Annotated in this window: 14 protein-coding genes and 1 pseudogene; 6 read left to right on the top strand and 9 right to left on the bottom strand. The window is 45.2% G+C overall.

Features of this window, described 5'->3' with window-relative positions; genetic code table 11:
- Positions 1-512 precede the first annotated feature (512 nt).
- The 4 genes from QUA03_RS06690 to cobA are packed head-to-tail and all read right to left on the bottom strand — an operon-like array spanning position 513 to position 2615.
- On the bottom strand, positions 513-689 hold the full coding sequence (locus QUA03_RS06690) for a type II toxin-antitoxin system death-on-curing family toxin (protein WP_333210709.1): 177 nt from the start codon (positions 687-689) through the stop codon (positions 513-515).
- A 24-nt stretch (positions 690-713) separates the two neighbouring features.
- Entirely contained in the window at positions 714-836 is a 123-nt protein-coding gene (locus tag QUA03_RS06685) for a hypothetical protein (RefSeq protein ID WP_333210708.1), read from the bottom strand.
- Entirely contained in the window at positions 823-1017 is a 195-nt protein-coding gene (locus tag QUA03_RS06680) for a DUF2281 domain-containing protein (protein WP_333210706.1), read from the bottom strand. The genes QUA03_RS06685 and QUA03_RS06680 overlap by 14 nt, the downstream gene beginning before the upstream one ends.
- A gap of 32 nt (positions 1018-1049) precedes the next feature.
- A complete protein-coding gene (cobA, locus tag QUA03_RS06675) occupies positions 1050-2615 on the bottom strand; it encodes a uroporphyrinogen-III C-methyltransferase (RefSeq protein WP_333210704.1) in 1566 nt (521 codons plus the stop codon).
- 141 nt (positions 2616-2756) lie between these two features.
- Between cobA and QUA03_RS06670 the strand changes: the two genes are divergently transcribed.
- Positions 2757-5972 (top strand): glycosyltransferase, encoded by a 3216-nt coding sequence (locus QUA03_RS06670; RefSeq protein ID WP_333210703.1) that lies wholly within the window; start codon positions 2757-2759, stop codon positions 5970-5972.
- An 81-nt stretch (positions 5973-6053) separates the two neighbouring features.
- Here the strand turns inward: QUA03_RS06670 and QUA03_RS06665 are convergent, their stop codons facing one another.
- The 3 genes from QUA03_RS06665 to QUA03_RS06655 all read right to left on the bottom strand — a co-directional run bounded on the left by QUA03_RS06665 (position 6054) and on the right by QUA03_RS06655 (position 18154).
- Entirely contained in the window at positions 6054-15908 is a 9855-nt protein-coding gene (locus QUA03_RS06665; RefSeq protein WP_333210701.1) for a tetratricopeptide repeat protein, read from the bottom strand.
- 197 nt (positions 15909-16105) lie between these two features.
- Positions 16106-17164 carry a homogentisate phytyltransferase gene (locus QUA03_RS06660; RefSeq protein ID WP_333210699.1) on the bottom strand — a complete coding sequence of 353 codons (1059 nt, stop codon included), beginning with the start codon at positions 17162-17164 and terminating at the stop codon, positions 16106-16108.
- A gap of 36 nt (positions 17165-17200) precedes the next feature.
- Positions 17201-18154: a methyltransferase domain-containing protein gene (locus tag QUA03_RS06655; RefSeq protein ID WP_333210698.1), complete on the bottom strand. Its 954-nt coding sequence runs from the start codon at positions 18152-18154 to the stop codon at positions 17201-17203.
- 260 nt (positions 18155-18414) lie between these two features.
- On the opposite strand from QUA03_RS06655, the gene QUA03_RS06650 reads away from it, so the two are divergent.
- Complete coding sequence (locus QUA03_RS06650) at positions 18415-19749, top strand: TrkH family potassium uptake protein (protein ID WP_333210696.1); 1335 nt, start codon at positions 18415-18417, stop codon at positions 19747-19749.
- Between the two features lie 139 nt (positions 19750-19888).
- Positions 19889-20584 carry a TrkA family potassium uptake protein gene (locus tag QUA03_RS06645; protein ID WP_333210695.1) on the top strand — a complete coding sequence of 232 codons (696 nt, stop codon included), beginning with the start codon at positions 19889-19891 and terminating at the stop codon, positions 20582-20584.
- Positions 20585-20924: 340 nt separating this feature from the next.
- Here the strand turns inward: QUA03_RS06645 and QUA03_RS06640 are convergent, their stop codons facing one another.
- Positions 20925-21158 carry a hypothetical protein gene (locus QUA03_RS06640; RefSeq protein WP_333080936.1) on the bottom strand — a complete coding sequence of 78 codons (234 nt, stop codon included), beginning with the start codon at positions 21156-21158 and terminating at the stop codon, positions 20925-20927.
- Between the two features lie 310 nt (positions 21159-21468).
- On the opposite strand from QUA03_RS06640, the gene QUA03_RS06635 reads away from it, so the two are divergent.
- Together QUA03_RS06635 and QUA03_RS06630 are read left to right on the top strand one after the other, a co-directional pair.
- Entirely contained in the window at positions 21469-22068 is a 600-nt protein-coding gene (locus QUA03_RS06635; protein ID WP_333210693.1) for a sulfite oxidase-like oxidoreductase, read from the top strand.
- A gap of 625 nt (positions 22069-22693) precedes the next feature.
- A complete protein-coding gene (locus tag QUA03_RS06630) occupies positions 22694-23389 on the top strand; it encodes a PEP-CTERM sorting domain-containing protein (RefSeq protein WP_333210692.1) in 696 nt (231 codons plus the stop codon).
- 816 nt (positions 23390-24205) lie between these two features.
- On the opposite strand, the pseudogene QUA03_RS06625 reads toward QUA03_RS06630, so the two are convergent.
- Positions 24206-24364: pseudogene (locus QUA03_RS06625) on the bottom strand (IS630 family transposase); the annotation flags it as partial.
- A 361-nt stretch (positions 24365-24725) separates the two neighbouring features.
- On the opposite strand from QUA03_RS06625, the gene QUA03_RS06620 reads away from it, so the two are divergent.
- A partial coding sequence (locus tag QUA03_RS06620; RefSeq protein WP_445304839.1) for a hypothetical protein occupies positions 24726-25010 on the top strand: 285 nt, incomplete at its 3' end.

Raw genomic sequence — 25010 nt, 5'->3', positions numbered from 1 at the left:
TTAAGGCTGCGGTAGTTCCTGCTAGCAGGGTGGTTAAGGTGTCGTAACGAGAAAAATTTATATTCATGGCTATTGCTAATTAGTAGCTGGGTAGCGGGATTTGGCGGAGAAAGGGCGATCGGCGGTTGGTGCTATTTTCTGTTTAGTTTTATTACTGATTTGACGCAAAGGATCTCGGCTTTGTTCTTTAGTGATAATTTTACTCGCTTTTTTGTTCCTCGATTCCCTTTTTCACTGTAGGGCGCTTATGGGCGCACCTTAGTTAATCTCAATGTAGCGCACTGCCCAACTTACTTATTAAAACTAAACAATACATGACTCAAACTCGGTGCTTAATTGTTCCTTAGTCATCGTTCCTCCTGCGACTGGCATGACTAAATCCTATGCTCGATCCTCCGTCATTCGATTTTAGATTTTAGATTTTAGATTTTAGATTTTGGATTGACCCCACGGATAAATTTGGGGGCTTGAGGATTTTAGATTTTAGATTTTGGATTGATTCCACGGATAAATCACGTGGCCGGTACCATCAAGAAATTCTTGGTCAAATTCAGAGTACAACCATTCAAACGCAAAAAGGTATCTGTCACCGCAAAAGCCGATCGCTTGTTACCGTCAATAAACGGATGATTCCTCGCTATGTGATAGAGATAAGCAGCAGCTTGTTCGGCAATTTTCAGATGCAACAATTGACCGCCAAAAGTTGCTTGCGGTTAAGCCAAAGCCGACTCCAACAAGCCTTCATCTCTAACGCCAGGAGTGCCACCAAATCTTTCTATCTGTCTGGCGTGGATATTGACAACCATACTTTGACTGACAAAATTAGGAGTTGGCAAGGCGACGATAAACCTCCTTTATTTCGCGTTCTGAATCTAGATATGCCTGCCATGCTTTGGCTTCTAGTTTTTGTTGTTCTTCTTCTTCAGTTTTTAAGGAACGGACAAATTCAAGCACTTTCAGCAGCACGAGTTCTGGTACTTGGTCGAGTTCTTGAAGAAGTTGGTCTTTTGCGGTCATGTTTCTTTCCTCTTAATGATCGTACAACTATTTTACAACCTCGCTTGTGCCCATTCAACGATCGCTTCAGTCAATCCGTCTAAGGTATATTCCTTAGCTTCCACATCTAACTGACCCAATAATTTCTGACAGCTTTTGGAAGTTTCAGGGCCGATGGATGCGATGCAAACGCTTTCCAACCAATCCTTAGATAGGGATAATTTTGGGCTTTCTTGTATGAGATTACAAAAGTTATGTACGGTTTTGGAACTGGCAAATGTTATGATATTTACGGCTTGATTTTGGAGTGCGGATAGGGCGATAGGATCAATATTTTCTGGACAGCAAGATTGGTAAGCTGGCACTTCTATTACTTGCGCTCCTTTGGCGGTGAATTCTTTAACTAAAACTTCTCTGCCTCCGCTTTCTACTCTGGGAAATAGGATTTTGCAGTTTTGCAAGTTATCCGGGAAGTTTTCTACTAGGGAATCGGCGACAAAGTTGGGGGGAATAAAGTCTGGTTGTAGAGAGTGCGATCGCAAACTTTCTGCTGTTTTTTTGCCGACAACTGCAATTTTAATACCAAACAAGCTGCGGGCGTCTTTGCCTTTTGCTTGTAATCGTTGGAAAAAGCAGTCTACAGCGTTATGGGAAGTGAGAATTAACCAGTGAAAGCTTGACAATTGTGCGATCGCACTGTCTAATGGTTCCCAAGTCGAAGGTGGCCCAATTACCAAGGCGGGCATTTCGATCACGCGGGCTCCTTGTTGCTGCAGTCGATCGCTAAATTCAGCCGACTGAGAAACAGATCGCGTGACTAAAATGGTTTTTCCTGCTAGCGGCAATTTGCTATTATTAATGGTGACAGGTGTATCGATCATATTTGTGCTTTCTGGCTGGATTAAATATTCGCGCAATCTAACTACTTCCCCAATTACGGTCACGCAAGGCGACAGAGATTGACCTGCTGTTTGCTGTACAATGTTGGAGAGAGTGCCGAGCCAAATTTGCTGTTCGGGGCGGCCGCAATCTCGGATAATGGCGATCGGAGTTTCTGGCGATCGTCCGTGCTTTTGCAATTGCCAAATTATCTCGCTTAAATTGCGTCCTCCCATCAATATTACCAAAGTTTCTATCTGCACTAATGCTTCCCATTCCAGATCATCGGGTTCGTGGGCACTCATCACTGCAAAACAGCGACTCATTACCGGGTCTGTGAGGGGAATTCCTGCTAGTAAAGGTGCGGCTAGGGCGGAGGAAATTCCGGGTATTACTTCAAACTCGCAGCCCGCTGTGATTAATGCTTGAATTTCCGAACTGGAGCGACCAAAAATAAACGGATCGCCACTTTTTAAGCGGATTACTTGTTTTCCAACTTGGCAATGTTCTACCAGCAAGCGGTTAATTTCTTGCTGCTGGGTGGAAGGTTTGCCGCCACGTTTGCCGACTTCGATTTTTCGACAAGTTGCTGGGATTAATTCGAGTTGCGGGATGTCGATTAGAGCGTCATAGATTAAGACTTCGGCTTGGGATAGCAGTTTGTGCGATCGCACTGTCATCAAGTTACAATCTCCGGGCCCCGCACCGACTAAATAAACTTTCCCTTTTTGGTTTTTCACAATTCCTCCTCGATAGTATAGTTGTATGAATATTGCTAGCCTATAGTAAGACGCGCCAAGGCGCACCCTAAACTATAGTAAGACGCGCCGAGGCGCACCCTACGGTATACTCCCCAGTTTATTGTATTAGAAAAGCTATTTATGCAGATTATCATCATCACGGCCGCCGATGCAAATTACTTTGAATTAGTGCGAGGTACTATTTTATCGGTGCGGGAAAAACCAGAGGGTGAAAATGTGGCGATCGGCTTTTTCGATCTCGGTTGCACTCCCGAACAGTTGCAGTGGCTGGAAAGACAAGTTAATATCATTCAAAAGCCAGATTGGGACTTTGACTTTCCTGGCAGAAATGAAGCTCCCGAACATTTAAAAGGACTATTAGTTAGACCTTGTTTGCGAAAATACTTTCCCAATTTTGATATATACATTTGGATTGATGCGGATGCTTGGGTTCAAGACTGGAGAGCAATTAATTTGTTGGTTGAAGGAGCATCGCGCCGGGGACTGGCAATTGTTCCCGAAGTTCACAGGGCAAGCTTGCAGCAGTACGGGCAACTGCCTCAGTTTTGGCAGTGGGTTTATCAACAATATGAAGCTAACTTTGGTGAAGAAACCGCTAAAAAATTCTACAGTTATCCTATATTAAATGCCGGAGTTTTTGCCCTCCAAAAAGATGCTTTGCACTGGGAAGTATGGGCTGAAAAACTCCATCAAGGATTGCAGAGATCAGGCTGTGTCATGACAGATCAATTTGCCCTCAACCTCGCTGTTTACAGTAACGAATTGTTCAATCTCACTGAAATGCTCCCAGCTTGGTGCAATTGGATATTCAACGGTTTTCCGGTTTGGGACAAGCAGCGAGGCTGTTTTGTGGAACCTTACTTGCCGCAGGAGGCGATCGGCATTTTGCATTTAGCTGGCCGCCAGCAGTTTGACCGAGTACAATTGATGGCAACTGACGGCGATATCCTGGAAATTAGCGTCCGTTATCAACCTAAAAAACAGCCAGCAATACCAATATTTCAAGAACCAAAAATGACTTACCAACAACCTGAACTTAGCAAAAATAATTTATTACACCCAGGGGATTACGTTTCGCCAGGGTTCCAAATAATTATACCTGACTCCTATTTCCCCAATATGATTATTGCCGATCCAAATGCGAGTAACTGGCCTTACTTGCGCCGGGAAATTCCGCATAATTGGTATGCAGACAAGCGCTATCCATTCATCGGGTTTTTGAATCGCGACGAAGCACATATCCTTTACAATACAGCCCTGCAATTCAAAGGTAAAAAAGCATTAGAAATAGGTTGCTGGCTAGGGTGGTCGGCCGGTCACCTAGCCCTCGCAGGAGTTGAGTTAGATGTCGTAGATCCATTGTTAGAAAGAGAGGACATTAGACAAAGCGTAATCGACTCAATTCAATGTGCTCTAAATGCGTCGGGCGTTCAAACATCAGTCGAGCTAATACCAGGCTACAGCCCCCAAAGAGTCGAAGAATTTTCTGCTCAATTCAACCGCAAATGGTCGTTAATTTTTATTGACGGAGAACACGGAAAACCGGGCCCGTTAAATGACGCAATTGTTTGCGAAAAATTGGCGGAAGAAGATGCAATAATTTTATTTCACGATTTAAGTGCTCCCGATGTCGCTCAAGGTTTGGATTACTTAAAGCAAAGGGGATGGAATACTGTAATTTATCAAACAATGCAAATTATGGGTGCGGCTTGGCGGGGAAATGTCGAGCCTGTAAAACATCAACCCGATCCCAAGATTTCCTGGCAGTTGCCAGCACATTTGCACGGCTACAATATTAGCAGTTTAGAGACAATTAATTCTCAAACAGCCAGCCCAACCAATCAAAATCAACAGTCATCTTATACAAGAGATTTTTACCAATTAATCGGAGAAGGAACTCGCACTTCTGCTAGAGAAATTATTCCCCTGCTGTTAGACTTGCTGCAACCGATTTTACCTAAAAGTGTGGTGGATGTGGGCTGCGGTACGGGAAGTTGGTTAGCTGCGTTTCACAAATTGGGAATTGCTGATTGTTTGGGAATAGATGGCGATTATGTCGATCGCACTATTTTACAAATTCCTTTAAATCAGTTCCAATCCGCCGATTTAAAGCAACCGCTGCAAATAAACAGAAAGTTTGACTTAGCAATTTCCCTAGAAGTGGCCGAACATTTGCCGGCTACCTGTGCCGAAAACTTTGTTAATTCTCTCACTCAACTAGCACCAGTAATTTTGTTTTCAGCAGCAATACCATTTCAAGGCGGTGTCGAACACGTTAACGAACAGTGGCCACAATATTGGGCTTATTACTTTCAGAAAAACGGTTATGCAGTTATTGACGGCTTGAGAAAAAAAATATGGAACAATGACAAAGTAGAGCCTTGGTACGCTCAGAATGTCTTGATTTTTGTTAAACAAGAATACTTGTCGGGATATCCGAGGCTAGTAAATGAATATCAAAATACCGCTCTGAATCAATTAGCCATCGTCCATCCCAAGATTTATTTTTACAGTTTGCAAACTGCTAGAAATTCGGCACATAATTTACAATCAGAAAGTGTCAAACAAGTTACAGCATCGCCACAATTGGCAGATCGACCTTTGGTATCTGTGATTATTCCCTGCTACAATCAATCTCATTTTTTGGTGGAAGCAGTAACTAGCGTGATTAACCAAACTTACAAAAATTGGGAAATTATCATTGTCAACGACGGCAGCTTAGATAGTACCAGCACAGTTGCCCAAAATTTAATATTAGCAAATTCCCAATATCAAATTACGCTTGTAGAACAAACAAATCAAGGGCTTTCAAGTGCTAGAAATGCGGGCATAGCAGCCGCAAACGGTGAATACATCATGCCTTTAGATGCCGATGATATCCTAGCTGAAAACGCCTTGACTGACCTTTTAGAAATATGTTTAAAATCAAATGTCCCTTGCGTAGCCTTTGGTTCTTATCAAATGTTTGGCACGGAAAATCGTATAGTACCAAGTTACGAGTTGTATTCGCCCGAAAATATCAAGAAATCTAACATGATTCACCCGTCTTCACTTTATCACAAATCTATTTTGGATTTGGTCAGCGGGTACAAAGTTGGGATGAAGGAAGGTTACGAAGATTGGGAGTTTTGGGTTAACTGCCATAAGCACAATATTCCCTTTTTGGGAACGAGAGAAGTAGTTGTCAATTATCGGCGTTCCCAGGTTTCTATGTTGGCAAAAGCTCAGCAATATCATCACAAGTTGGTAGCACAAATTGTTTGTTACAACCGGGAACTTTACGATATTGAAAGCGTGAATGTTGCGGAAAAGCTATTGGATAAAATCGCAACTTGAGCCGGATTATTTACTATTTAGTCCGCCTTCGCCGACTTTGTTTGTGTAGTAGCGAATTCTATTCGCCGGAAAAGATGATTTTTAAAGCGAATTTGATATAACATCGAGAAAGCGTTGAACTTGTTTTTCCCAAGTCCAATCCAGCATAAAGTTAGCCGCAGCTAAACCGATCCGTTTTGCTTCTTCGCGATTAGTATAAACTTGCTCCAAAGCCTCGACAACTTCTGCCACATCAGACTCTCCCCAACCTTCAACACCGGAAAAAGGAGCCGTCACTTTAACTCGTCCTTGACTCCATAAAGGATAGCAAATATGGCTGTAAATCAAATCTAAATGACCAGTATTTGCTGATAAAATAGTCGGAATTCCGCAGGCCATACTTTCCATTGCGACTAAATTAGTGCCGCCTTCGCAGCGGTTGGTGAAAACAGCGCAGTCGGCTTCTCGCAAAATTTGTCCGGTGAGGTGATTGGGAATTAAGCCGATGTCGATAAAAGAGTCAACCGGCAAACCGTTAGCCACTAACCATTGAGAAATTTCTAAACTTCCGTCGCGGTTGATATTGGGAAGTCCGGCAACGTTTCCGGTTTGTTCGATTCCTAGCATATACTGAGGCCAGAAGTTGTGCCATGTTGTTAGTAACAAAGCCTCTGGATGTTTGGCGCGAAATCGTTTGAAAGCGGCAATTACAATATCTTGACCTTTGCGATATTCCAGTTTGCCGCCAGAGAAAATGACGAAGCGATCGCCAAATAGATTAGATTTGGGTGCAGGATGGAAAATTGTTGGGTCAATTCCTTGATGTACCATCGCCACATTAGTCAAGCCGCAGCTTCTCAAAACATCCGCATTCCAGTTGGAACCGGCGACAATCACGCTATATTTTTTGGCTGTTTCTAGTGCTTCTGCTGTGATTCGTGTGTCTTCAAAAAATATGACTCCTATTTGACAAGCGCTGGTAATTTGATTGTCAACTCCCGACGATGCTAAATTATTCCCCAAAGCGTAAAGTACGGGAAAATTACAACTGATTTGTTTGTCGGAATTTGCTGCTACTAATTCCTGAAAACTTTTGTGCTTTTCAATTACAGGTAACAACAGCGATTTATGCAGCGGATTCATTGATTCTGAGGTGATTGATGGGGGTGCTAAAAGTGCAACTTCCCAGGCTGGATTTTGCCGCAGTTGTAGTGTTAAATTCAGGGCGTAAATTCCCCAGCCGCTGGTGATGCTGATCGGCCAACTGATGCCCATTCCTGTAATTTGTGGGGGAGTTTCTGGGGGCTGAATTTGAGGCGGAGTTTCTGGGGGTTGGATTTGAGACGGAGCCTCTGAATATGCGTTACCAGGCAGAGCCAGGTAGCGAGGGAGAGGATGGGAAATTAGCTGTTCTAAGGCTGCTTTTATACGATCGCAAACTCCATCCCAATCACCAGCTTTTTGCTGGCGAAACAGACGCACAGTGGGATACCAAGGGCTATCTTCGCGTTCCAGCATCCAGCGCCAATCGGGCACGAAAGACAGCAAAATCCAGACGGGTTTGCCCAAAGCACCGGCCAAATGCGCCACAGAAGTATCTACGCAAATTACTAAATCGAGTTGCGAAATAATTGCTGCGGTGTCGGCAAAATCTACGCAATGGTTGCTCAAATCTTCAATTTGGTGTTGCTTTAATAAAGTAATATCGCCTCCTGACAAATCTTTCTGAAGGCTGTAAAAACTCACTCCCGGAACATCTACAAATTTCACAAAATCGCTCAATTTACACGATCGCCGATGATTGTTGCGGTGCAGCGGGCCGCCCGCCCACACAAGACCGACTTTTAGTTTATTGTTCGGCTCTAGGGAAAATTTAAAATTCTGTGGTGGGGCTAAATAAGGAATATTTGCCGGTATATTTTCCAAAGTCGTTCCCAGAATTCGGGGCAAACTTAGCAGCGGGACTTGCACTTGAAAATCTATCAAATCGCTGGGCTTGACTCCTACTCGATCGACTCCTGCAATTCCTTCAAATAAACGCTTCAGCAAGACATGACAAGCAACAATAACTTTGCCGCCTTTTTGCTTAACTAAAGCCGCGTAGCGGATAAATTGTATCGTATCACCAAAACCTTGTTCAGGGTGCAATAAAATTGTTTTTCCCTGCAAATCCGAGCCGTCCCAAAGTGGTTTCTCAAAAGAGCGCTGATCCAATTGTTGAGTTTGCCAGCGCGATTCGTACTCCGCAAAACCACGCTCAAAATTTCCAGTTAAGAGCAAAGCTAAGGCTAGTCTCAAGCGCCAATTTGGCGAGTTGGGACGTAGTTGAATTGCTTTATTGTAGAAGTCGATCGCCTCTGCGACTTTTCCTTGTTCTTCGAGGGCGGAACCAAAATATAAGTTTGTTTCGCTCAGGTTGGGATTGGTTTCTAGCGCTTGTTTGTAGTGCGAAATTGCCTCGATTATTTGCCCGTTTTCCTGTTTGAGATAACCTAAATAACTGTGGGCTTCGGCGTGGCTGGGTGAGGCGGCAATTACTTGTTCGTAGCGAACGGCTGCCTCTGCTTTTTTACCTTGTTTTTCTAAGGCTTTTGCTAGGTGAAATTGTACCTGTGCGGGCGACAAAGAAAATCGAGCCGAAGCTTCGGTATCTCCGTTACCAGGCACAGCTTGGGAACGAGTAGATTGTAGGGGCGGTTCCCTCGTGCCCGCCCTTTCTAGCAAGGCTGTTTTTACGCGATCGAATACTTCCTCCCAATCGCCCGGTGTATGCTGCCGAAACAGTCGCGCCGTCGGATACCAAGGGCTGTCTTCGCGTTCCAACATCCACCGCCAATCCGGCATAAAACACAGCAAAATCCATACGGGTTTACCCAAAGCACCGGCTAAGTGCGCGACAGCCGTATCCACGCAAATTACTAAATCTAGTTGCGATATCACCGCCGCAGTATCGGCAAAATCGTTCAAATTGTCGCTCAAATCTATCACTGGAATTTGAGTTAACAAACTACGATTTTCAGGCGATAAGTCTTTCTGAAGACTGTAAAAAGTTACACCGGGAATATCTAATAATGTGAGGAAATAGCTTAAATCGCTCGATCGCTGAAAATCCTTCAAATGTTCCGCACTTCCAGCCCACGCAATCCCAACTTTAAACTTACCATCGGAATTTAGAGAAAATTGCCAATTGGGCGGCGCAGCTAAATAAGGAATACTTGCCGGTATATTTTCTAAATTTGTTCCGAGAATATACGGCAAACTCATCAGAGGTGCTTGCACTTGGAAATACGGCAATTCATCCATCCGAACCGCCACTTGTTCGATGCCAGGAATCTGCTTAAATAAACGCTTCAGTTCTTGATAGCAAGAAAGGATTACTTTGCCACCTTTTTGCTGCACCATTGCCGCGTAGCGCACAAATTGAATGGCATCGCCTAAACCTTGTTCGGATCGGAGCAAAATAGTTTGTCCGTTCAAATCTGAACCGTCCCAAACTGGTTGATCAAAATTCAACCGTGGTAATTTTTTCGCCTGTTCAGTTTGCCAGCGCCACTCGTATTCTGCTAAACCGCGCAGCCAATCTCCAGTCAACAGCAAGACTAAGCTTAAATTGAAGTGAGCTTTGACACAATTTGCATCAAGTTTTATAGCTTGATTGTAACAAAAAATTGCTCGATTTACGTCTCCTAATTGTTCAACAGCACTGCCTAAATTAGTAATAGCTTCTAGATAATTATGGTTCAAAGATATGGCTCGTTCTAAGCTAGAAATTGCCTGTTCTATTTTTCCCGCCGCCAAGCATAACGTTCCCAGGTGATAGTGTGCTGTAGGATTGTTTGGTTCTGCTTCAATTGCACGCTCGTAAAGGCGTTCAGCCTCGGCTAGCTGAGATTGTGCTTGCATCGCCGCACCCAAATTTACCAGCGCGGCCGCATAATTGGAATTGACGGAAAGTGCTTGATGAAAATACGCGATCGCAGTCGGCAACTCGCCCTGCTGCTGAAGTATCGCGCCGAGATTGTTGAGAGCTTTGACGTAAATCGGATTCAGGGCGATCGCCTTTTGAAAACAAGATACAGCATCGGCTATATTGCCTTGATCTTGCAGCAAAATACCTAAGTTATTTTGCGCTTGAGCGCAGTTAGGGTCGATTTCGATCGCGCGCTGATAATAGGTGGCAGCTTCGGCTAAATTGCCTGTTTGGTGCAGTGTCACTGCCAAATTAGTGGCGGTTTCGATCGAGGTCGGCTGCAAAATTAAAGCATTTTTAAAACAAGCGATCGCCTCGGAAGATCTACCTTGCGCTTTCAGAACATTTCCGCAATTGAACTGTTCTTGAGCTAAGTCAACATTGGGCTGAGCTTCTATTAGTGGTTGAGCTTCCTGATGCTGGATAATTCTTTCTCTGAGCGCCAAACTAGCTTGTTCTAAAACTCCTTCCCAATCTCCCGCTGTTGACTGGCGAAACAGCCGCGCCGTGGGATACCAAGGACTATCTTCGCGTTGCAACATCCACCGCCAATCCGGCACAAAACAGAGCAAAATCCACACGGGTTTGCCCAAAGCACCAGCCAAGTGTGCCACACAAGTATCTACAGAAATCACTAAATCCAGAGCCGAAATTGCCGCCGCAGTATCCGCCAAGTCGTGCAAATAATAGCTTAAATCTGTTACAGGCATTTGCTCTAACAAAGCGCGATCGTCTGCTGTCATTTCCTGTTGCAAACTATAAAATTCTGCTCCGGGAATATCTAACAGTTTTGTCAACAAATTTAGGGGTAACGATCGCACCTTATTTTGGGAATTTTTAGGATTTCCAGACCACACAATCCCTACTTTCAAATTAGTAGTTGGATTGAGAGTAAATTCCCAACCGGGCGGCGGAGCTAAATAAGGAACATTCGCCGGTATAGTTTCTAAAGTTGTTCCCAGAATGTGTGGCAAACTCATTAGCTGGACCTGAACTTGAAAATCCGGCGCATCCTCTGGATTAACTATTAACCCATCGATTCCCAAAACTTGTGCAAACAAGCGCTGCAAGTGTGGCAAACACCAAACAATTACCCTGCCTCCTTTTTGCTTGACTAAATCTGCATAGCGGATAAACTGAATTGCATCGCCTAAACCCTGTTCCGGGCCAAGCAAAATAGTTTTCCCCTCCAAATCTTTACCATCCCAAAGCGGCTGAATAAAGTTGTGGCGCCGGAACTGTTTTTCTTTAACTAGGAGTCGCCATTCGTACTCGCAAAAACCACGCTGCAAGTCTCCAGACAGCAGCAAAGCTAAACCTAAATTTAAGTGAGATTCGGGGCTAGCGACATTAAATTTAACTGCTTGGCTGTAGTAGGTGAGAGCCTCCGCAAATTGTCCGCGATTGTGCAAAGCACTTCCCAAACTGGTGAGGGGATTGATATAACCGGGTTTGAGTTCGATCGCCCGACGGTAACAATCGATCGCCTCTGCCATTTTTCCCGCTTCCTCAAAAGCTTTGCCGAGATTGTTCAAAGCTTGTGGAAAGTCGGGTTTCAGGCTCAAAGCTTGCTGATAGCAGGCAATCGCATCTTCAATTTTGCCCTGTTTATGCAGGACAATTCCTAGATTGCCGTGAGCCTGTGCACTGGCTGGCGATGCCTGAATCGCTTGCTGGCAAACAGCTAAATCCTCATCCAACTTATCTGGACTAGACAGCGAACTCCCGCAAGCGAGATCAGTTTCTGCCCCATCCGGTTGCAGCGCCAGAGCTCGATCATAGTATGCGATCGCGCGGTCAATTTTGCCCTGTCGGATCGAGGCGTATGCTAAATGCTGCAAAGCCTCCACATCATTGGGAGCGATCGCGATCGCCCGTTCGTAATTTGCGATCACGCGTTCGTAATTCGCGATCGCATCCTCCCCTTGTGCCTCCAAAGCAATTCCCAAATTCAAATAAGCCACCGCGCAATTAGGATTCACTTGAATCGCTTGCTCATAGCAGCTTATAGCCTCCACCACGTCCCCTTGTTCTTCCCGCAACAGGCCCAAATTAATCAGCGCTTCCGCGCAATTCGGGTTTAAAGACAGCGCCCGCTGATATTCTGCGATCGCCTCTTCAGTCTCCCCTGCTTCCGCGAGCGCGCTGCCCAAATTGCTCGCAGTTTCCGCCAAATTCCCGTCGATTGCTAGGGCTTGTCGGTAGTGCGCGATCGCCTCTGGGAGCCTGCCCGCTTGTTGTTTGACAACGCCTAAATTGCTGTGCGCGGCTGCGTAATTAGGATTGAGCGCGATCGCTCGCTCATAACAAGCGATCGCACCGCCAAAATCGGCTTGCTGCTGCAAATCCACGCCCAACCGAAACTCTGCATCCGCCGAATCCGACGGCACAAATGCAGCAGCAACCGCGCCTAGAGCTGCCGCCACCCGATCGAAAACGTCCTCCCAGTCGCCCCGCTGATGCTGGCGAAACAGCCGCGCCGTGGGATACCAAGGACTATCTTCCCGTTCCAACAGCCACCGCCAATCCGGCGAAAACGCCAGCAAAATCCACACTGGTTTGCCCAAAGCGCCCGCCAAATGGGCGACAGCGGTATCGACACTAATGACTAAATCCAGTTTGGCGATCGCAGCAGCAGTATCAGCAAAATCGCCAAAATACGGGCTCAAATCTACGATCGACGTTTGATTCAACAGCGCGCGATCTGCCTCAGAAACCTCTTTCTGCAAGCTGTAAAAGCTTACCCCCGAAACGTCCAAAAGCGGCAGAAACTGACTCAAACTGCACGAACGCTGCTTGTTTTTGCGGTGTTTTGGATTCCCCGCCCAGACAATGCCAACTTTCAAAGTGCGATCGGGCCCAAGCTTAAATTCAGCACCCGCAGGCGGAGATAAATAAGCAGTATTTGCTGGTATTGTTTCCAGCTTCGTACCGATAATATAGGGCAAACTCAACATGGGCACTTGCACGTCAAATTCCGGCAGTGGCTCCCCTTTAACTATTAGCAAATCAATGCCATCAACCGTTGCAAATAAACGGTGCAATTGCGGGTAACAGCCCACAATGACCCTACCGCCTTTATTTTTGACGATCGCAGCGTAGCGAATAAACTGAAGCGAATCACCTAAACCTTGTTCGGCGTGCAGCAAAATAGTCTTTCCCACCAAATCAGAACCGTCCCATAGCGGCCGGTATTCTCTCACCGAAACAGTATTATCCAGCCCCGTCAAAAAACAGGAGTGACCAGTGTGAAATTCTTTAATTTGCCAGCGCCACTCGTATTCAGCGAGACCATTTTCCAAATCTCCCACCAACAGCAAAGCCAAGGACAAATTCAGGTGAGCGCTAGCGTGATTGGGGTTTAAATGAATCGCTCGTCTGTAGCAGGATATGGCATTTTGTACCGCGCCTTTTTCCAGAAACGTCCTGCCTAAATTGTTGATAGCTTCCACAAAATCTGGCAGCAATTCTAGAGCTTTGTGATAATACTCCAGCGCATCTTCTAAATTGCCCTGTTCTTGCAAAACAGTTGCCAGATTGTTATAAGCTTCCCAGCTATGCGGATTAATTTCCAGCGCTCGCCGGTACAGCTCGATCGCCCTGAAAAGTTCGCCTTTTTCTTGCTGCGCCACAGCTAAATTAATCAGTGCGGGTACGAAATTAGGTTCAGCGACAAGAGCTTGTTCGTAATGTGCGATCGCCTCTTCCACTTGACCTTGTTCCTCAAAAATCTTTGCCAAGTTGTAAGCTGTTTGAGGAATATTTGGATCAATGGCTAAAGCTTCTCGGTAATGGGGGATAGCGGCTTCCAATTCGCCATTTTCCTGCTTGAGAAAACCAAAATTAATCCGCGCTTGAACGCAATTTGGGTCAAGAGATATTATCTGTTCGTAAAGGGCGATCGCCTCTTCTCTATCTCCTGTTTCCATTAAATGTTCTGCTTGCCGCAATAAATCCTCTAAGACAACCAAATTATTGCCAGCCGTTCCGAGCGCAAAAGAGGTCTCAATTCCCTGCAATTGCTTAACTGTGGAGCGTTCCGCTAACCCTTCGCTGGCAATCACAAATGTTTGTTTACTCTCTTGAACTACGCTTGCACCTGTCATTTTGAGAGCTACATAATCGAGATACGGCGTAGGATTAGCAGTTATTCCGAGTGAAACTAAGTCAAGCTGATCGTGGGCAGAATCCTCAGAATAACTAGCAGTATTGGTCAGCGCAAATAAACTCAAAGCCGCCTGTACTTCCTCAAACAATTCTTGCCAACTTTCCGGCTGACTTTGGCGGAAAAGCCTCGCAGTTGGATACCAAGGATTATCTTCACGATCCAGCAGCCAACGCCAGTCAGGAGCAAAAGAAAGCAGCACCCAAACCGGTTTTCCTAAAGCACCAGCTAAGTGCGCCACAGCCGTATCGACACTAATGACTAAATCCAGTTGAGATATAGCCGAAGCGGTATCAGCAAAGTCGTTCAAATGCGGAGTTAAATCCGGCACTAAGTGTTGGTGCAACAAAGTGCGATCGCTCTCGGACAAGTTTTTTTGTAAACTATAAAAAGCGATTCCCGGAACATCCAAAAATCGAATAAAATCGCTCAATATGCAAGAACGCTGATTGTCTTTCCGGCGCTTCGGACTCCCTGCCCAAGCAATCCCCACCTTCAATTTGGCATCAGAAGAAAGCGCAAACTTGCACTCAGCAGGCGGATATAAATAAGGAACATTGGCAGGTATTGTTTCCAGAGTTGTCCCGACAATTCGCGGCAGACTCATCAGCGGCACGTGAACGTCAAATTCTGGCAAACCTTCCAGACTAACTGATAAATATTTAATACCAGGAACTGTCGCAAACAACCGCAGCAGTTCTGGATAGCAAGCCACCATAACTTTAGCGCCTTGGCTGCGAAGAATTTGGGCGTAGCGAATAAACTGAATCGAATCGCCAAAGCCTTGCTCGACGTGGAGTAAAATAGTTTTCCCCTGCAAATCCGAACCATCCCAAACCGGCTGTTTAAATTGCCTCGGTTGTAGTTGCGGAGTGCGCCACCGCCACTCGTATTCAGCAAAACCGCGCTGAAAATCTCCAAACAATAGCAAAGTTAAGGCGAATTCCAGGTGGGCGGTGGCGTTGTCTGGCTGCAATTCCAAGGCTCGACTGTGACAAGAAAAAGCCTCTTGAAATTCTCCTAAATCGACCAAAGCGTGTCCGAGATTATTAATAGCCTCCACGAAATCTGGCTTTAAGTTTAATGCTTGCCGGTAGTGGGATATTGCTGCTTTTGCATTGCCTTGTTCGTGGAAAAATGCTCCTACATTGTTGTGAGCTTCGGGATTGTTGGGGTCTAGTTTTACCGCTTGCTGGTAGCAGTTGAAAGCTTCGGCTAATTTACCTTGTTGCTGCAAAACTGTTCCCAAGCCCATCAGGGAATATGTCAAATTTGGATTTATTTTTAAAGCGTGGAGGTAATAAGCTATCGCCTCGTTTAATTGATTATTATGTTTAAACAAATGTCCTAAATTGTGCGCTGTTTCGTGCAGGTTTTGGTCGAGTCGCAGCGCTGTTTGGTAATATAAAATAGCAGCGTCTATTTCGCCTAATTGTTGTTTAATCCAGCCCAAATTATTGTAAGCGAGTGCCGAATTGGGCTGGATTTTGATGACTTGTTCGTAACTGACGATCGCCCTTTGATATTCCCCTACATCCAGCAAAACATTAGCCTTATTTAAATGTGCTTCTACAAAATCGCGGTTTTGGACGATCGCCTGTTCGTAAAAGTCGATCGCCTCTGCAATCTTTCCCTGCTGTCTCGCCGCTATTCCCAACAAACACAGCACGTTTGCAGATTCCGGCTGCACTTCTATTATTTGCCGATACAAATTCTCAGCTTCTAACAAACGTCCCGCTTGGTGATGTTCCCAAGCTAACTTCAAAGAGTCTTCGGCACCCAGTTTGCAGGCAGATTTCCGCGATTTTTTTTGAGAAGCCATAGTTGTCTTGGTTGTTTGGGAGTTCGCTAACTTGTAATTGCCAACTTATTCTAATTTGTTAACTCTTCCTTCCTTCTTCCTTCTTCCCCCTTCCTTCTTCCTTCTTCCCCCTTCCCCATTCCTTCTTCCTTCTTCCCCATTCCATCGCAGTTACATCCGTTACATCCGTTACACAATCCGTTGCCGAACTTCCCCTTCTACCCCAACAAACAAGCTGCGGGAAAAATCAGATATTCTAAGAAAAACAACTTCCAGATAAACTGATAAAATGCAGCAATTTCTATTTTATCGTCCAAATCAACTTTCGTACTCCAAAACCACACCAAACCCAAAGCCGCCAAATGAGAAACTGCCAGAAACACTAAATTAACATTCGACAATACGATCGCTCCCGCCAAAGTCGCGCCCAAATAACAAACCGTCAATACCCAGCGAGATAAATTAAAGACGGCAGGCTTGCCCAGCTCAATCGTAAACGTAGTAATATTATATTGCTTGTCCCCTTCCATGTCGGGGATATCTTTAAAAATGGCGATCGCAAACGTAAACACCACAACAAAAACCGTTAGCACCCAAACTTCCGCAGGAATCCTAAAAGACATACTCTCCAAACTCCAGCCAGAAAAAGCGCTTTTCGCCCTTCCCAAACCCAACACCCAATTAAAGTGCAAAAATAACCCTAAATTTACGATCGCGCCCCGCACAGTAAAAATGCACAGCGCCGCCCAAAAAGGAAACCGTTTCAGCCGAATTGGGGGCAGAGAATAAGCAGTCCCGATCGCCAAACTAACGCCAACGGTAGCCAGCAAAAACGGGCCTTGCAAAACAGCAGTCAAAACTGCTATAATCCCCGTTGCAATTACAATTAATTCCCCGGTTTTCTGAGAAAACACTCCCGAGGCGATCGGCAAATACGGCTTATTTATTTTATCAATTTCAACATCTTCTAACTGGTTTAATCCCACAATATAAATATTGCCGCAAATGCAAGCCAACCAGGCAAAAGCTAGGGCCCCAAATACAGGATTCACAAACAGCCGCGCACTTTGGGCGATCGCGTACAAAGCCAATACACTCAAGCTAGTACCCACAATTGTGTGCGGCCGAGAAAACTCCCAAAAAGCCCTCACCCAGCTTTGCGGAGCCGAGCCATTTTTATCAATCCAAGACTTGCCAATCGAATCATTGCCCATAAAACTCACACCCACCCCAAACAAATAATATTCTGTAGGGTGCGTAATACGCACCCTACTCATCAACTCAAGACTCAAAACTTCTCTGATATATGCCTGTTATTTTACAGCACAAATCAGCCCAAAACGAATCAACCCGCTCTGATATCCACGGCTCATCAATACGAGAGCAAGTGCTGCTTGAATAGTCGTCCAACCGCTAGTTAGCAAACCCCAAATTGCGCTCGGAGTCAAAGCAGAATCGATCACCACATCCCAAAAAGGAGCAACAGCTTTTGACCAATCAGCGGTGCGAATACTTGTCAAAGGCAAACTGCGAACAATTTCCTCGTATTCCGGCAAAGAAATCACATAAGGCAAAGCATAAACTCGGTAAATTTCTGCCAATTCTTTTCTCTCTTCATCAGTTAATTCACCCGCCGTTTCTCCCAGCGGGCGGTGACACCAAGTTGCCAAAATCAAAGTTCCTCCCGGCTTGAGTACGCGGCAGCATTCCTGCAAAAACTTAATTTTGTCTGGCATATGTTCGCCACTTTCGAGCGACCAAACCAAGTCGAAGGACTCGTCAGGAAAAGGCATATTCAAAGCATCGGCCACCAAAAAGTTCACATTGCTTTGAGCATCGGCAATTTTAGCGCGTTCGGTCGCTCTGTTGGCCTGTACCGGACTCAGAGTAATCCCGGTCGCTGTAACGCTAGCGCCCGTTTTATTTTGTTCAGGCGATCGGCTATAATTTTGATCCGCCTCGCCATCCAACTTTAAATTATTTGCCGCGACCGAACTAAACTTTTCAGTCAAATACAGTGTGCTGCCACCAATCCCGCAACCGACATCGAGAATGCGGTAAGATTCACACAGTGCCTTCTCTGACGGTACTCCAGCCCATGCCAGCAGTTCTTCAATTAAATCTATCTGAGCCTGTCGGCGCTCTTTTTTCAAATTGCCATCCGGGCCGTAGTAACCGTGGTGCATATGTTCGCCCCACACCTGCTCCCACAAACCGCTAGAAGCGTCGTAAAGTTGCTGAATTTGCTGGTAAAGTGTTGATGTCATCGCCGGATCGCAAGTTATTAAAGGAATTCTACCGTTATTTTCCCGCTGTTGTCATAGAATTTGGCGATTGAGTTCGATCGGTCTCCGGCCTTCGCCAGATAGAGATGTCCTGACTTCACGCCCGACGCTCTATTTGTGGGTTCCCTCTAAAACCTCAAATCTCAAATCGATTTGTGGCTTCCCTCTCAAACCTCAAATCTCAAATCGATTTGTGGGTTCCCTCTCACATCTAAAATCTAAAATCTCAAACCTAAAATCGAATGACTGTCTCGCGAACCATTGCTTTGGGCTTTCTCGCTGTCATCCTCGCAGGTACTCTATTGCTGATGATGCCCTTTTCCACAATTGATGGAACTTGGAGCGATCCAATAACAGCACTGTTTACCTCTACTTCCGCTGTCTGCGTCACGGGATTGTCGGTTGTGGATGTCGGAAAATATTACTCTTTTTGGGGGCAATTGTGCCTAGTTTTACTGGTGCAAATAGGAGGCTTGGGCTACATGACAGCCACAACTTTCTTGCTGCTGTTATTGGGCCGCCGCTTTGGCTTGAAAGACAAAGTTGCCCTGCAACAATCTCTCGACAAATCCGGGCTAGCCGGCGTAGTACAACTCGTGCAGTCAATTCTAGCAACAACCCTTTTGTTTGAATTAACAGGAGTGTTTTTGCTGATGACGGTTTTCGTCCCCCAATACGGATTTAAAGAGGGTGTGTGGTCTGCTATATTTCACAGCGTTAATTCGTTTAACAACGCCGGTTTTAGCATCTATTCAGATAATTTGATCGGCTACATCAATTCGCCTATGGTTAACTTCACTGTCGGTGGTTTAATCATATTTGGCGGAATCGGCTATGAAGTAATTATGGAAATGTACCTGTGGCTGCGCGATCGCTTGAAGAAAAGCCCTATCTGCACAGTTTTTTCTTTGAACTTCAAAGTTGTTACCACTACAACGGCTGTCCTTTTGATTTTAGGAATGCTAGCCTTTTTGGTGCTGGAATACGACAACCCTGACACTTTCGGCTCTCTAAATTTTCCTCAAAAAGTGATGGCAGCTTGGTTTCAATCTCTTACTCCCCGCACGGCGGGATTCAATACAATTGACATTGGCAAAATGAGCGAAGCCTCGCTATTTCTGACTGTCGCGCTGATGTTTATCGGCGCCAGTCCTGGCAGCACCGGCGGCGGAATCAAAACCACAACTTTTAGAATATTGTTTTGCTGTACCACAGCAGTTCTCGAAGGCCAGGAAGATGTGGAGTGCTATCAGCGTCAAATCCCGCCAGCAATGATTCTAAAAACCATTAGTGTAGTCTTCGGTTCCATGTTGGTCGCATTCACATCTGCAATTTTAATCGAGCTGACCAATCCCGAAGTAGAATTTATCGCAGCGCTGTATGAAGCAGTTTCAGCTTTTGCCACGGTCGGTCTTTCCACAGGGATTACAGCCAAGATTTCAGCGATCGGTAAGCTAGTTTTGATTGCTACAATGTACATAGGTCGGGTTGGCGTGTTGCTGCTGATGAGTGCTGCCTTCGGCGATCCAAAACCCAGGTCTTTTAAGTATGCTGAGGAAAGTTTGTTAGTGGGATAAAAAATTCTGCCTCGTTGCTGATAATCTAAACAATGGGTGACAACCCAAATCAACTTTTACTACTTAGCCAAAAATCAAAAGGAGGCGGCGCTGTCTCTGCTAAAATTTCAACAGCAAGACGCTCAGCGCTGGATATTCAGTGAACCTGTCATCTTTAAATTTTTTTCGCACTTTGCGCGCCGACAACAAGCAGTTTGCCGTTATTGGTTTGGGACGCTTCGGCAAAGCTGTGTGTTCTACTCTGCACGGTTTGGGTTACGAAGTCCTGGGAATTGACACCGATGAAAAAAAAGTAACTCAAGCTTTGAACGATCGTATTGCTGCTCACGTTGTGCAGTTAGATTCTACTGAGCCTAGCGCTCTTCAGGAAGCTGGTATATTTGAGTTTGAAACAGTGATTGTGGCGATCGGCAATTACCTAGCAGAAAGCATTACCACCACCCTAAACCTTAAGGAAGGCGGGGTAAATCACGTAATAGCCAAAGCTTCTTCGGAAACTCACTTAAAACTGTTGAAAAAAGTCGGCGCAGATCATGTAGTTTTTCCAGAACGAGAAATGGGCTGCTCTTTGGCCCGCCTTCTTACAAAACCCAGCATTTTAGAACGCTTTGACCTCGACCCAGCTCACAGCATCGTTGAGTTGCTCGTTCCTGAAAAGTTTGACGGTAAAACCATCTCCGAATTGGAACTCCGGCGCAGGTATGGTTTGAACTTGCTAGCAGTCGGGCGCGCCGAAAAGTTCGAGATTAATCCGGAGCCAAGCGAACGCTTGAGAAAGGGCGACGCGATGGTAGTAATTGGTTCTAATAAAGATATCAATCGCTTGCCAATTTAACAGCTCGCCATTTTACGCACATACACCAACACTCCTGGACTCAGAAACCCACTTTCTTGTATTCCGAGTGTCGAATTCCTCAGCAATTCTTGCGGGATGTGTGAAAATTTCAGACCTTCAAAAACCCGGTTGATCTAAAATAAACCGGGTTTCTCTGTCGATCTTTATGTTCTAATTTTTAACTGAAATATGTAAATTGAATTTCACCAGTTCTGGGGTTGGTTCCGTCTTTGCGACCCCCTCGGAGAACCTAGCCAGACAAATCGCAAAAAATTTTAACAAGGTAGCAGCACTCGATCATCGCGCTCCCGCAAATCATAGGAGCGCTAGCCCTAAAAATTCAGCCGACTTTCAAGATTTTTTGCAAATAAGCTTTGCCGAAAACCAGCACCGCCAATACTAGAGCAAGTTCAACAGGCCAAGGACACGCCGCTACCAACCAAATTAACGAACACATTCCAATAATTGCAGCTATGGGAGCCGGAATTCCGTCTAGCGTTCTGTTGTCAGTCCCGGCAGTCACCCACCAAGCAATCAAGCATACCGTCAACGGAATCAAGCAACTTGTGATCATGATTTTTACCCCATCAATTTTTTGACATATGGCATCTGAGCATATTGTAACAATACATCAAAGATTCAGAAATGCACCAATAATTACGATAAAATTTAAGGTTAGGTAATTCATACGCGGGAGTGATAAATTTTTTAAATTTTTAGCTTCGGCTCTCTCCCAAGGCATAAATAGGCGGGCATCAAGCATGATTTAGGGATTTTTATTTCTAGAAAAGTGCTTTTCTTTTCTACCTTGAGATGAATTGCGATGCGCTCATCTCTGCAAGTTATACTCAGGATGGCAGTCAGTTACTGTAGAACGTGAATCAATGCTGGGCAAATTTTTTCGCAAGCCAGAATCAGAAAACATAGATCGCGTCCCCCCGGGTCAATACCTCGCCAACGGTTTTCCTGTGCTGACCTACGGCGATACACCCTCCGTCAGCATTGAAAGTTGGGAATTTAAAGTCTGGGGATTGGCAAAACCACAAACTTTCACTTGGTCGGACTTCCAGGCCATGCCCCAAAGTAACTTTACGGCGGATTTTCACTGCGTCACCCGGTGGTCAAAACTGGACGTGCAGTGGACGGGAGTCAAAGTCACAGATTTTATGGACTATATAGAAGTCGATCCGAAAGCTCTGCACGTCCTAGAACACTGCTACGGCGGCTACACTACCAACATTGCGATCGCCGACTTCCTCCGAGAAGAAAACTTTTTCGCCCACACCGTCTTCGGCGAACCTCTATCCGCAGACCACGGCGGCCCAATGCGGCTCGTAGTTCCCCACCTGTACGCTTGGAAAAGCGCTAAATGGATTAACGGCCTGGAGTTTACAGAAACCGAAGAACTCGGTTTTTGGGAACGCAACGGCTACCACCAGCGGGGCGAACCTTGGGCAGAGGAACGCTACAGCGGTCTGTTTTGATGCGGGCGATATGGAGCAAGGACGGGGTCAGAGCTTCTCTATATAATCTTTGTTGATGGGCAATCCGCTCTTTTACCGCTTCAATCTGCTGAAATTGCATCTCCTCGATCGCATCTTGGGGATATCTCACGCCAGGGGCTCTATTTAATTCAACCAAAATACCTAGACCCAACGATCGCATTTTGTACGTAATTTACCCGATAGATAAACTACTTTAACTCCCCTACACCAGCCCCAAAAAACACATATTCCCAGTTTCTGGCTAATAGAAAACTTCTGGAACTGTCAGTAGCCACGAATCTTACCGTATTTATACTTAAGTATTTGCTATTGAGAATTTAGACTTGAGAATATCATAAAAAATTAGCATAAACCCGATCCAAATTACTTGGGCTGACCCGCGCTCCATGCCCGCGACTGCAAGGTTTCAAGCCACAATATTGATAATTATTGAGTGGGCATTATTAGGGAGCGATCGGCCGTCGGCAGATGCGATCGATAGCATTTGTGAAGGTTATGTAAAGGCTTGATAAAGAATATGTCAAAATTCACCTAAAGTGAACCAAATACAAACAAAGTATCGCATAATGAAAATATTAAGACCATCGCACAAAAGGAACAGGTTATGAATACCAAACTCTTATCCGCCCTCACAGCTACCGCCGCCGCCACAGCTCTGTTTGGCGCCGGAGCTCCAGCTCAAGCCTTCTCCTTTGGTACCAACGGCATCACATTCAGCCAAGATACAAGCGTCAAGTTTAACTTCAAAGAATCTCACGGAATGTACCAATCCTCTGTGGGAGTCTACAGTGTGAAGGACTCGGCGGTCTCTCTAGTTAGCACCCTGTTTTCGGAAACTAAATCCTCAGACAACGAGTGGGCAAACGAATGGAAAGGAACTCTGGGCAATACAGTCGTGGGTTCTGGCTCGGCAGTATTCACATTCCTGGCAAATCAAGTTTACACTTTGGGGCTCGACAGTGGCTGGGGTGGCAGTGTGTACTCGACCTCAAGCTTGAACAAGGGCAGCAGCCAGCAAGCGGTGTTTGGCGCGCAATCGCAACTGTGGGACGAACTTGGCAAAGAAGACACCAAAGTCTTCCAAGCTGCCGGAAAATTCACAAACGGTACAAGTTCTCTGTTTAATGGAGGCACGCTAATCTCCTTCGACGATCGTGGTAACAAAAACGACGCAGACTTCCAAGACTTCGCAGTGAGCGCAGAAGCAGTTCCAGAACCGATGACAATGACTGGTTTGGCTCTCGGTTTGGGTGGCTTGGTTGCAGCACGCCGCCGCCGCGCTAGCAAGACGACTTCATGATTTTTTTCAAATGGGAACAATCTCCTCATTTACGTTTTACAAAATAAAATTCAATTAGGAGGCGCGCTAATGAGAAATCGGCTCGCCTTTTGCTTGATTTGAAAAGTCAGAAGGGAGAAGTCATATCAATTCTGGTTGCACTCCTCATGATTGTTGACTATTGACTGTTGACTCGGGGTCGCCAAACTGAATGATGGTTGAGTGTTGGATGTTGACTCGATTTTACGCCCGACGATGAAGCGCGGATTTGATATCAGAGGGAAGTTCGGCAACGCCCAGTGTAGGGGATTTAATCGATTTAACAGATGGGTGTTGAGGGAAGAAGTCAAGCGTGAAGAAGTCCAGCGTGAAACAAGAGGATTTTTCCCACTCTCCCACTCTCCCACTCTCTCCCTCTCCCAACTCAAAATTCAAAACTCACTCACGGTAAATTGTTCGATCGTACAAAGTCACCAGTATCGGTTGAGTAACTTTAATGTCCGCCCGGATGCACGCTACTTTAATCGCCACCACAGCCCTGGTGTTTGTCCGTCGCACCTGTGCTTGTTCGCGCAGCGTCCGCGGACAAGAAGATGCAAAGAACCATTGCTAAAGCCTGAATTATCAACATCCTAGGCTAAATTCAAAGGCAAGTTAGTTCGCCTGTGAGGCAGGCATATTAATAAGCTGTTGTGCATTTCAATTGTATATTGAGGGCGGTATCTCCTGCCCAACCCCTACTCCCCACACAAGTAAAAATTTATTCTATCGGCTCAATCAGTAGGGGTAGCAGAGGAAAATAAATGAAGCGGGGTAAGCTGTCAAACAGCTAAATCTCTAAACTGTATTAACTAAGTTACCTTTATTTTTGATTTTTCGGTTCCATTTCATAATTAGTCCTCCTTCATTTAACAGTTTATGTAACAGTGCTTCTAATTTTTCAATTGATTCAAATAATCTATTAGCAACATATTCCTTGGCAGAATGCCATACTATAGCATTTATCAGAAAGATGAGGTATGATATAACTGACTTGAACGGAGTGAAAAATATAGAACCCCAAAATGTTCTGCAGCTCTAATTAAATGGAGCGCGATCGAACAGTCGCTCGACCCACAGCAGTCACTCGAATGACAAATATCAAGAATTTTAGTAAGTATCACACATTAGTAAAAATGAAAATTTCTTCTCTTGATTTCCGACAAAAAATTATGGATATGTAGCATAAGGAACCGCTGTCACAAAGAGCAATAGCTAACAGTTTTTGTGGAGCCTCGGAGTTTCGTCCAGAAATTAGTTAAACAGTCTCGGGAGACCCTTGCATATTGCTCCTCGAACTGAGCGATGCAGAGTCAAATTGAAACTCAATGCAGAACAACTACTGATTTTAGCCGAATTGATTGAAGCTTCGGATGATGCAACTCTCGAAGAACTCCGTTATTTACTGTACCCGAAAATTGGTTTTACCATCAGCGTAGCTAACGATGGGAAGAATGGCAAAACTCTTAAACATGACTTTAAAAAAACTCTCTTTCCGATCGCGAAAGGCACTGACAGAGTTCAAAAGACCTCTTGCGAAAGTGCGCTCGTTCTAGGTAAAATAAAAGAAAAAATTAGCTCCCATAATATGAAGTACGAACAA

Origin of the sequence: Microcoleus sp. S36b_A4, from assembly GCF_036700645.1 — a bacterium.
Taxonomy (GTDB): Bacteria; Cyanobacteriota; Cyanobacteriia; order Cyanobacteriales; family Microcoleaceae; genus Microcoleus.
Note: the sequence above shows the minus strand (reverse complement) of the source record. Positions and strands in the feature narration are given on the sequence as shown.

Bases quoted from the DNA above. Each gene is read 5' to 3' on its own strand.
- QUA03_RS06680 (WP_333210706.1), bottom strand. From the start codon at position 1,017: ATGACCGCAAAAGACCAACTTCTTCAAGAACTCGACCAAGTACCAGAA.
- QUA03_RS06670 (WP_333210703.1), top strand. From the start codon at position 2,757: ATGCAGATTATCATCATCACGGCCGCCGATGCAAATTACTTTGAATTA.
- QUA03_RS06665 (WP_333210701.1), bottom strand. From the start codon at position 15,908: ATGGCTTCTCAAAAAAAATCGCGGAAATCTGCCTGCAAACTGGGTGCC.
- QUA03_RS06660 (WP_333210699.1), bottom strand. From the start codon at position 17,164: ATGAGTAGGGTGCGTATTACGCACCCTACAGAATATTATTTGTTTGGG.
- QUA03_RS06655 (WP_333210698.1), bottom strand. From the start codon at position 18,154: ATGACATCAACACTTTACCAGCAAATTCAGCAACTTTACGACGCTTCT.
- QUA03_RS06650 (WP_333210696.1), top strand. From the start codon at position 18,415: ATGACTGTCTCGCGAACCATTGCTTTGGGCTTTCTCGCTGTCATCCTC.
- QUA03_RS06640 (WP_333080936.1), bottom strand. From the start codon at position 21,158: ATGATCACAAGTTGCTTGATTCCGTTGACGGTATGCTTGATTGCTTGG.
- QUA03_RS06635 (WP_333210693.1), top strand. From the start codon at position 21,469: ATGCTGGGCAAATTTTTTCGCAAGCCAGAATCAGAAAACATAGATCGC.
- QUA03_RS06630 (WP_333210692.1), top strand. From the start codon at position 22,694: ATGAATACCAAACTCTTATCCGCCCTCACAGCTACCGCCGCCGCCACA.